The sequence below is a fragment of the Streptomyces sp. DvalAA-14 genome (assembly GCF_900091855.1).
In the GTDB taxonomy this organism is placed as follows: Bacteria; Actinomycetota; Actinomycetes; order Streptomycetales; family Streptomycetaceae; genus Actinacidiphila.
The window spans coordinates 1-8443 of sequence record NZ_FMCH01000110.1; the positions used below are offsets into that span (position 1 = coordinate 1).

Consider the following 8443-nt stretch of genomic DNA (forward strand, 5'->3'; position numbering starts at 1 on the left):
CGCCGGGCCGATCACCGCCAGCGCGCAGGCCAGGGCCGCGATCGCCGCGACCAGCCAGGCCGCACCCGCGTCGCCGTCCCCCAGCCGCACCCCGGTTCTGGCCATCGCACCGGTCCCGGCCAGCAGCCGGGTGACCGGACCGGCCAGCAGCGGCGCGACCAGCGCGGCCGGCACCGCCAGCAGCAGCGCCTCACCGGCGGCCAGCCGCCCCACCCGGGCCCGGGAGGCGCCGCGGGCCCGCAGCAGCGCCGTCTCCCCGGCCCGCTCCTCGGCGAGCAGTTGGGCCACCAGCAGCAGCGCGAAGCCCGCCAGGATGACGAGCTGCAGGGCGCCGATCAGCAGGGTGGAGCGGGTCACCAGCAGGCTGCGGCGCAGCGCGTCGATCAGGTCGGGCAGCCCGCTGGACGCCTGTGTCGTGCTGGTGGCCGGGGTGGCGACCAGCTCCGCGAGGGTCTGCCGGACACCGGCCTCCAGCGCGTCCATCCGCCCGGTGGAGGCGGCGCTGAAGTCGCCCGCGGCCTGCCACGACATGCCGGCGGTGGGCACTCGTCCCGAGCCGAACGTGCCGTCGGCCACCAGCATCGGCCCGTAGGTGGTGAAGGCCAGGGTGTGCACGCCGCGCCCGGCGAGTGTGTCCAGGTGCCAGTAGGGCGCGGTGGCGTCGGCCGGGCGGTAGACGCCGGTGACGAGGACGCGCAGCGGCCGGCCGCCGAGCCGGTCGGCCAGCGTGATCAGCCGGCCGGGGCCCACCTTGAGCGGGGTCGCGGCGGCCTGGGGCACCGCGACCTGCACCTCGCCGGCCGTCCGGGCCGCCGGGGCCGGCCAGCTGCCCGACACCAGGGTCAGCCGGGAGCGGTCGAAGGTGGCCAGCAGCGTCAGATCGGGATCGGTGCTCTTCGGGGCGGCTGCCGGGCGTAGGGCGAAGGGCAGCCCGTAGGGCCCGGAGCGGGTGCTGGCCGCCACATGGGCGGGCAGGCCGGCGAAGGAATCGGCGAGCTGCGCCCGGACCGCCGTGTCCAGGGCCTTGGCGCCCGCGCTGTCGACATCGGCCTGCACTTCGACCGTCGAGCGGTCGGCGCCCTGGTGCTGAAGGGTGCGGCGCAGTGCCGCGTCACCGATCGCGCCGGTGAACGCGGTGAAGGTGGCGAGGACACAGGTGGTCAGCAGGACCGTGAGCAGGGCGGCGGCGAGCAGCAACCGGTGCGCGCGAACGCGCAACAGTATGAATCCGGTCACCGATGCTCCCCCGTCCTGCTGCTGACCGGATGCTCTCAAATGGGAGAGAGATACAGAACAGGGGGCCGGACGGTCGCAATGCGATCGTGACCGACCGCTGGGCGGACACCGGGACGTCAGCGGACGATCGGCCGAAAATGACCGTCAGCCGGGGGTGTTCACCATGGAGGCGGCCGCGTACACCAGGTAGTCCCACAGTTGCTTCTCGTAGGCGGGCTCCAGCGCCAACTCGTCCACGGCGTCGCGCATGTGGCGCAGCCAGGCGTCGTGCGCTGCCCGGTTCACCGTGAAGGGGACGTGCCGCATCCGCAGCCGGGGGTGGCCGCGCTCGTCGCTGTACGTGCGGGGGCCGCCCCAGTACTGCATGAGGAACAGCGTCAGCCGCTCCTCGGCCGGGCCCAGGTCCTCTTCCGGGTACAGGGCGCGCAGCTCGGGGTCGTCGGCGACGCCCTGGTAGAAGCGGTGCACCAGCCGGCGGAAGGTTTCCTCGCCGCCGACCAGCTCGAAGAACGTCGCTTGCGGGAGCGAGCCGCGCGGGATCTCAGTCACCCCACCATGGTCGCAGACGGCCCGGCCGAGTACCCGAGTCGTAGGACCGGTCGTCCGGGCGCAGGATGGGGGGATGGCGGCGTCTGGCGGATACGCGGGTGGCGGGCAGAGCTACCGGATGGCGGCGGACGCGCTGCGGGCCCGGATGGTGCGGCGCATCGTGGCCCGCGGCGCGCTGACCGACCCGGCCTGGCGGGCGGCCTTCGCCGAAGTGCCGCGGCATCTGTTCGTGGCGGACGAGACCGTCGAGCGGTGGGATCTGGGCGCCCGGCTGCGCTGGCTGGCCGACGCGTACGCCGACCAGCCCATCGCCACCCGGGTGGTGGGCGGCGAACTGGTCTCCTCCAGCAGCCAGCCGTCCCTGATGGCGCTGATGTGCGAGGCCCTGGAGGTGGCGGACGGCCACACGGTGCTGGAGATCGGCACCGGCACCGGTTACAACGCCGGGCTCTTCGCCCACCGTCTCGGGCCGGACGCGGTGACCACCGTCGACCTCGACCGGGAGCTGACCGACCCGGCCCGGACCGCCCTGGACGCCTACGGCACCCCGGCCGCCCGCTCGGTGGCGGTCGTGACCGGTGACGGAGCGCTCGGGCATCCGCGGCGGGCGCCCTACGACCGGATCATGGCGACCTGCGAGATGCCGGTGATCCCGGGGGCGTGGCTGAGCCAGGTACGGCCCGGCGGCCGGATCCTGGCGCCCTTCGCGACGGGCCTGGTGGCGCTCACGGTCCGGGGTCCGGACGACGCGGAGGGGCGCTTCCTGCCCACCCCGGCGTTCTTCGTGGCGTTGCGCGGCGCGCAGGCGCGCGGGCCCGTCGGCGGGTTGGGGGAGCGGCTGTTCGGCGGCGGCCCGGACGTGGACCGGACCCGGTTCGGGCTCACCGTGCGGGGCGGGCGGCAATGGGCCTGGCGGGACGACCCGCGGGGGCCGGAGACCTGGGAGGTGGCCTGAGCCCCGGTGGGGCCGCGCCCAAGCCCTACGCCGGCGGACGCCCCGCCGACCTGGATCCCGCCGCCTCCGGCCGCTCCGACGGCCCGGGCCGCCCCGGCGGCTCCCACACCGACGCGTCGTGCGCGAACAGCACCCGCCGCGGGTCGAACTCCAGCAGCCGGGCCGGCCACGCGTCGGGCACCGGCAGCGGGGGCGGCGCGCCCTCCGCGACGGCGGTCGCCGCCAGCCGGGCCGCGGCGAAGTCGGAGGCGGTGGCATGGGTCTGCCCGGCCAGGATCACCGTGCCGTCCGGCCGTTCGACCACCAGCGACTGGTGTCCCGCGGTGTGGCCCGGGGTCGGCACGATCCACACTCCGGGCCGGATCTCGGCCTCCCCGGCCAACTCCTCGTAGCGCGCGCCGGGGAATCCGACCAGCGGCTCCGGAGCGTGCCCACCGCCCCGGACCAGGGCCGTTTCGGCGGCCTGGGCGAGGATCGGGACGCCGGGGAAGAGCGGATTGCCGCCGATGTGGTCGAAGTGCAGATGGCAGTTGACGACCAGCGCGATGTCCGCCGGGGCGACACCGGCCGCCGCCAGCGCCTCCTGGAGCGGGCGCCGGTACGGCCGGTAGTGCGCCTCCGTCTCCGGGTCGGCGGCTCCGATCCCGGTGTCGAACAGCAGCAACTCGCCCCGGCAGGCGACCAGATACGCCAGCGCCGGCTCCACCCGGAGCTGCCCGTCCGCGGTCTCCGCGCCGGGCCGCACGAACCAGCCCAGGTCGAGCCGGCGCACCGCCTGTGACACGCTCATCGGCAACTCCCCTTGTTTCGCGGCCGCTACGCCCGCCGCAGGGTGATCGTGGTCCACGCCCCGACGTGCACCCGGTCGCCCTCTTCCAGCGGTACCGGGGTGTACGGGCGGATGGGGTCCTCGCCGAGGTTGACGGTGGTGCCGTTGGTGGAGTCCTGGTCGACCACCGACCAACTGCCGTCCGGCTGCGGGACCAGGATCGCGTGCTTGTGCGAGACCCCGGGATCCTCGGGTGACCGGGCCAGGTCGATGTCGGGCGCCTCACCGGTGCTCTGGCGGCGGCGTCCGATGGTGATCTGGTCGCCGGTGAGCGGCAGTTGGATCTCGGGGGAGAAGGCGGGGAAGTACAGGCCCTGCCCCTCCGGGCCGCTGCGGGCCATCATCGCGGTGAAGTACTCGCGGTCCGCGCCGATCACCGCGACCCAGGCGGTGCTGGGGCCGGCTCCCGGCTGCTCGGACGCCTCGGCCGCCGTCCCGCCGGTGGTGCGCGGCGGCAGCGGGGTGGACGGCGGGCCGATCAGGTAGTCGCCGGAGCCGGAGGTGACCGTCACCGATTCCGAAGGCACCGGCTCGGCCGGCCGGTTGATCTGGGAGGGCCGGGAGAAGTTCGACTCGTACTGCGGATAGGGCGGGAAGCTCGGCCCGCCGGTCGGCGCCGGCCCCGCGGCAGGGGCATGGCCGGTGGGCGGGGCCTGCGGCGCCGAGGGGCCGGGGGAGAGCGGTGTGGCCACGACGGTGGCCGCGTGCGTACGGAAGTTGTAGCGGCACTCCTCGCAGAACATCGCCACGCCCTCCCGCGGCGTCCCGCACTGGGGGCACAACTCGGCCCCGGAGGACGGCTCCTCGGCGAAACCCGGTGGGGACAGCGAGTGGGGCGGGGTCGAGGCAGGCGAGGACGAAGAGCTGGCGGACGCCGGGCGCGAGCCGTAGGGCGGTGCCGGCGGCGCCGCCATCCGCATCCCGCAGATCTCGCACCAGTCGTCGTCGGTCGACTGATGGCCGTTCGGACACATCGGCATGGTGCCGGCTCCCCCCTGGTTACTTCTTCACGCGCACGGTCTTCGTGGACCGCGCTTCCAAGGTCATCTCGTCGGCGTCGGCGACCCTCGCCTTGAGCCGCACAGTACCGCTCGCCGCGTCCACCACGTCGACCACCTTCGCGAGCAGCTTGGCCGTGTCCTCGTTGCCGGAGGCGCTGGCGAGCTGCACCGCGCGGCCCAGTTTGGCCGTCGCGCCGTCCATGTCACCGGACTTGCGGGCCTCCAGGCCCTGTTGGATGACCTGGGCCAGCTCGGCCTGCCCGGTGTAGTGGGCGACCTGGGGGCTGATCCGGGTGGAGGCGGCCATGTCGTCGGTCCACACCGCGCGGACCAGCCCCTGGCCGAGCACATGCGTCGAGCCGTCGGGCTGCGGCAGGACCAGCGACAGCCGGGCGGCCAGCATTTCCTGGCCGATGCCCGCGGCCGGCACCCGGACCGCCACGTGGTAGTCGCGGGACTCGTCGCCCCAGGAGCCGGTGGGGTAGTCGCCCGAGCGCGGGCCGGAGACGGTGCGGCGCGCGGTGAGGTCCTCCACGGTCGGCGCGACCTGCTTGACGAAGGCGATCTCGGAGCCCTGCGGGGTCCACAGCCGCAAGGAGACGTCCGCGATCTCCTTGCCCATCGCGTTCTCCATCATCGCCCGGAAGTCCGCGGCCAGGCCGGCCGGGTCGGCCACGATGTCCACCGAGCCGAGCAGCGCCGAGGCGATGCCGGTCAGCTCCTTGACCTCCCAGTCGGTGCCGACCCCGCGGGCGTCACAGGTGAAGGAGCCCGAGCAGAGGTCGAGGGCGGCCTGCAACTCCTCCGGCTTCTCGTGCTCGTTGCGCCCGTCGGTGAGCAGGATGCCGTGCCGTATCGACACCTCGCTGGCGCCCAGCAGCCGGTCGGCGAGCCGCAGCCAGGTGCCGATCGCGGTGCCGCCGCCCGCGGTCAGCTTGCGCAGCGCCTGCTTGGCCTGGGCGCGGGTGGCCGGATCGGCGACCGCCAGGCCGCCGTTCGCCGGGAACACCTCGCGGGCCTGATGGGTGCCGGCCACCACCGCGAAGGCGACGCCGTCCCGGATGGCGTCGATGGCGACGGCGGTGGCGTCCCGCGCGTTGCGCATCTTCGTCGGCGGGTACTCCATCGAGCCCGAGCAGTCCACCATGATCACCACACCCGCGTCCGTGGTGGCCGCGGCGGGCCCCGGCAGCAGCCGGGCGCCGGTGGTGCCACCGCCGGTCGAGGTCACCGTGACGATGGCGTTGACCTCGCGACCGCCCTCGGGCAGGAACTCGTTCTGATAGACGTCGACCGAGAACTGCGGCACGTTCGACTTGGAAAGAATGGCCATCGCTACCCCATGCTCCTTCATGCCCTGACCCACCCCGCCCCCGTCCCACCCGGCGTCCCGGTCGCGCCGGGCCGCGTTCTAGGCGGGTGGGAATCCTGCCCGTGACACGGCCGCCGGGAACGGCAGCACCGCGACCGTTACGTTGTCGTGGCCGCCGCCGTCCAGCGCCACCCCCAGCAGGGTGCGGGCGCTGTGCAGCGGGCGGGAGCGGGCGTCGGCCGGAATTACCCGGGCCAGCTCCGCCGCCGACTCCGCGTAGTTCCACAGCCCGTCGGTGCACACCACGACGACCCCGGGGCTTTCCGGCTGGAAGGCGGCCACATGCGGATCGACCTCGACCGCGTCCGCGCCGAGCCAGCCGGTGATGGCGTGCGCCCGTTCGTCGGCGTAGGCCTCCGCCTCGGTCATCAGGCCGGCCGCCACCATCCTGGCCGCCCACGAGTCGTCCTCGGTGAGCCGGGCCGCGGGCAGCGAGCGGTCGTCGGGGATCCAGTACGCCCGGCTGTCGCCGATCCAGCCGACGGTGAAGACCGACCCGATCACCACCGCGCTGACGCAGGTGCAGGCCGGGGCGTTGTGGTGCGGCACCCCGTCCAGGCTCTCCTCCTCGGCCAGCGCGGCGACCGCGTCGAAGGCCGACAGCAGGGCGCCCCGCATCGCGTCCTCGGCGGTGGCGCCGCGCTCCAGGGCGGCCAGCAGCGAGTCGCTGCCCGCCGCGGCGGCGGCGGCCGAGGCGTCGTCGGGCCGGTAGGCGGTGGAGACGCCGTCGCAGACGACGGCGGCCACCGCGGGAGTGCCGTCGGGCAGCGATGCGGCGGCCACGGTGAAGGCGTCCTCATTGCGGTGGTGCCGCAGGCCCCGGTCGCTGACCGCGGCCACGCCCTCCAACTCCTGCTCCTGGTGGTCGCGTTGGCGCGGCTGGGCATGGCCGCAGTGCTCGCAGTAGCCGTCCTCGTCCACCCCGCCGACCCCGCAGGCGACACAGACGGGGCCGGTCGCGGTCCCGGCCGCCGCGGGCTCCTGCTGCCGGGGATCGGCCAGGCGGGCGCCCACCCCGAGGACGAGGGTGTCGCCGCCGTCGGCCTCCGCGGTGGCGGCCGCGGGCGGGGACAGCACCAAGGCGTCCGTGCCGGGGCCGCCGCCGGCCACCGGCTCGACGGCGGTTCCGCCTGATTCGGCCGGTCCGGCCGGTCCGGCCGATGTCGCCGGTGCGGCCGCCCGGCTCGGCGGCGGCGCCGACAGGTTGAGGCCGCAGCTCTCGCAGAACAGGTCCCGCTCGCCCAGGTGTTCACCGCAATGGGGGCAGACGGTGACCCGGCCGGCGAGCTGGTCGGTCGGCTGGTCGGTCAGCTGGTCAGTCAGCTGGTCGGGGTGCGGCGCCGGGGTCGGGGACGGCGCCGAGTCGGGCAGAGGTGGCATCGGCTACACCCACGTCCTGGGGCGGAAGCGGTTGGCGCGCTCCACCAGTTCGATCCTGGCACCGCCCTGTTGGGCGAGCCTGGCCAGCACCCGGTACGAGCGCTCCAGCCCGAACCGCAGGTCTCTCTCGGTCAGTCGGGCGCCGAGTATGTCGCCCGGGGCGGCGGCCGGCCCGCCGGAGGCGCCGTCACCGGTCCGGCCGGCCAGCACCCAGTCCAGCGCGCTGCCCAGCACCTCGGTGGCGAGCTGCTCGCGCCGGTCGGAGTCCAGGCCCTGCCGCTGCAGGTCCTCGACCTGCCGGGCGGCCGCGTGCAGGTCGGTCAGCAGCGGTTCGCGCGGCGAGCGGTCCCGCAGCCTGGCCCTGATCGCCGCCACCCGGGCCGCGGTGTAGTGGATGGACGACTCCGGTACCGACTCCAGGGCGGCGACGGCACCGATCCGGTCGCCGGACTTCAGCAGCACCCGGGCCAGGCCGAAGGCGGCGCTCACATAGCTGTGGTCGGTGATCCACACCAGCCGGTAGTACTCGGCGGCGTTGTCCAGCTGGCCCAGCACCTCGGCGCAGATGCCCAGCGCCAGCTTCGGCGCGGGCTCGCCGGGGAAGGCGTCGTAGACCGCGTCGAAGCTGAGGGCCGCCGTCTCGAAGTCGCCGGTGGACAGGGCGGCCAGGCCCCGGTGCCACACCACGCGCCAGTCGGCGTCGGAGTCGGCGGCGTCCTCCAGGGTGCGCAGCTCCCGCAGCGCGCCCGCGGTGTCGCCCAGTTCCAGCCGGGCCCGGACGTCGCGCAGCCGTTTTTCCACCGAGTCCTCGGGGGCCGACCGCAGTGCGGCCACCAGTTCGGCGGGGGCGGCCGACGAAAGCCCGGCGAGGAAACCGGCGTTGGGGTCGCCCGGGTCGACATGCGGTACGGGCAGGGCGAGTACGGCGGCGGCCTGGTCCAGCCGGGACACGACCGGCCGGGCCGGGCCCCAACCGGCCTGCGGCGCCGGGGCGTTGCTGCCGCCGCCCGGCTGGCCGGGGATCACCGGCGGCGGGCCGAAGGCGCCGGGAGCACGCGAGGCGGCAGGGACGGCAGGGGGATGCGGGCGGTGCGGGCGCGCCGGGTGCGGCCGGGGCCGGC

General features: G+C 75.1%; 8 protein-coding genes. 1 reads left to right on the plus strand and 7 read right to left on the minus strand.

The features are described from left to right. Both GA0115240_RS05260 and GA0115240_RS05265 read right to left on the minus strand, forming a co-directional pair. Nucleotides 1-1236: FtsX-like permease family protein (locus tag GA0115240_RS05260; protein ID WP_141708734.1), on the minus strand; the 1236-nt coding region annotated here is incomplete at its 3' end. 144 nt (nt 1237-1380) lie between these two features. Continuing rightward, entirely contained in the window at nt 1381-1785 is a 405-nt protein-coding gene (locus tag GA0115240_RS05265; protein ID WP_093735480.1) for a globin, read from the minus strand. Nucleotides 1786-1858: 73 nt separating this feature from the next. On the opposite strand from GA0115240_RS05265, the gene GA0115240_RS05270 reads away from it, so the two are divergent. Next, nucleotides 1859-2740 carry a methyltransferase gene (locus GA0115240_RS05270; protein WP_237554620.1) on the plus strand — a complete coding sequence of 294 codons (882 nt, stop codon included), beginning with the start codon at nt 1859-1861 and terminating at the stop codon, nt 2738-2740. A gap of 25 nt (nt 2741-2765) precedes the next feature. On the opposite strand, the gene GA0115240_RS05275 is transcribed toward GA0115240_RS05270, so the two are convergent. The 5 genes from GA0115240_RS05275 to GA0115240_RS05295 form a co-directional block, all read right to left on the minus strand. Then, nucleotides 2766-3530 carry an MBL fold metallo-hydrolase gene (locus tag GA0115240_RS05275; RefSeq protein WP_093735482.1) on the minus strand — a complete coding sequence of 255 codons (765 nt, stop codon included), beginning with the start codon at nt 3528-3530 and terminating at the stop codon, nt 2766-2768. A gap of 26 nt (nt 3531-3556) precedes the next feature. Beyond that, on the minus strand, nt 3557-4549 hold the full coding sequence (locus tag GA0115240_RS05280; protein ID WP_093735483.1) for an FHA domain-containing protein: 993 nt from the start codon (nt 4547-4549) through the stop codon (nt 3557-3559). Nucleotides 4550-4568: 19 nt separating this feature from the next. After that, nucleotides 4569-5903, minus strand: a complete 1335-nt coding sequence (locus GA0115240_RS05285) for a vWA domain-containing protein (RefSeq protein ID WP_093735484.1) — start codon at nt 5901-5903, stop codon at nt 4569-4571. 78 nt (nt 5904-5981) lie between these two features. Continuing rightward, nucleotides 5982-7322, minus strand: coding sequence for a PP2C family serine/threonine-protein phosphatase (locus tag GA0115240_RS05290; protein ID WP_093735485.1), 1341 nt, complete (start codon nt 7320-7322; stop codon nt 5982-5984). A gap of 3 nt (nt 7323-7325) precedes the next feature. Next, the coding region (locus GA0115240_RS05295) for a tetratricopeptide repeat protein (protein WP_272919864.1) at nt 7326-8443 on the minus strand (1118 nt) is incomplete at its 5' end.

Excerpts from the sequence above, each read along its gene's own strand:
- GA0115240_RS05270 (WP_237554620.1), top strand. The coding sequence starts at position 1,859 with ATGGCGGCGTCTGGCGGATACGCGGGTGGCGGGCAGAGCTACCGGATG.
- GA0115240_RS05275 (WP_093735482.1), bottom strand. The coding sequence starts at position 3,530 with ATGAGCGTGTCACAGGCGGTGCGCCGGCTCGACCTGGGCTGGTTCGTG.
- GA0115240_RS05280 (WP_093735483.1), bottom strand. The coding sequence starts at position 4,549 with ATGCCGATGTGTCCGAACGGCCATCAGTCGACCGACGACGACTGGTGC.
- GA0115240_RS05285 (WP_093735484.1), bottom strand. The coding sequence starts at position 5,903 with ATGGCCATTCTTTCCAAGTCGAACGTGCCGCAGTTCTCGGTCGACGTC.
- GA0115240_RS05290 (WP_093735485.1), bottom strand. The coding sequence starts at position 7,322 with ATGCCACCTCTGCCCGACTCGGCGCCGTCCCCGACCCCGGCGCCGCAC.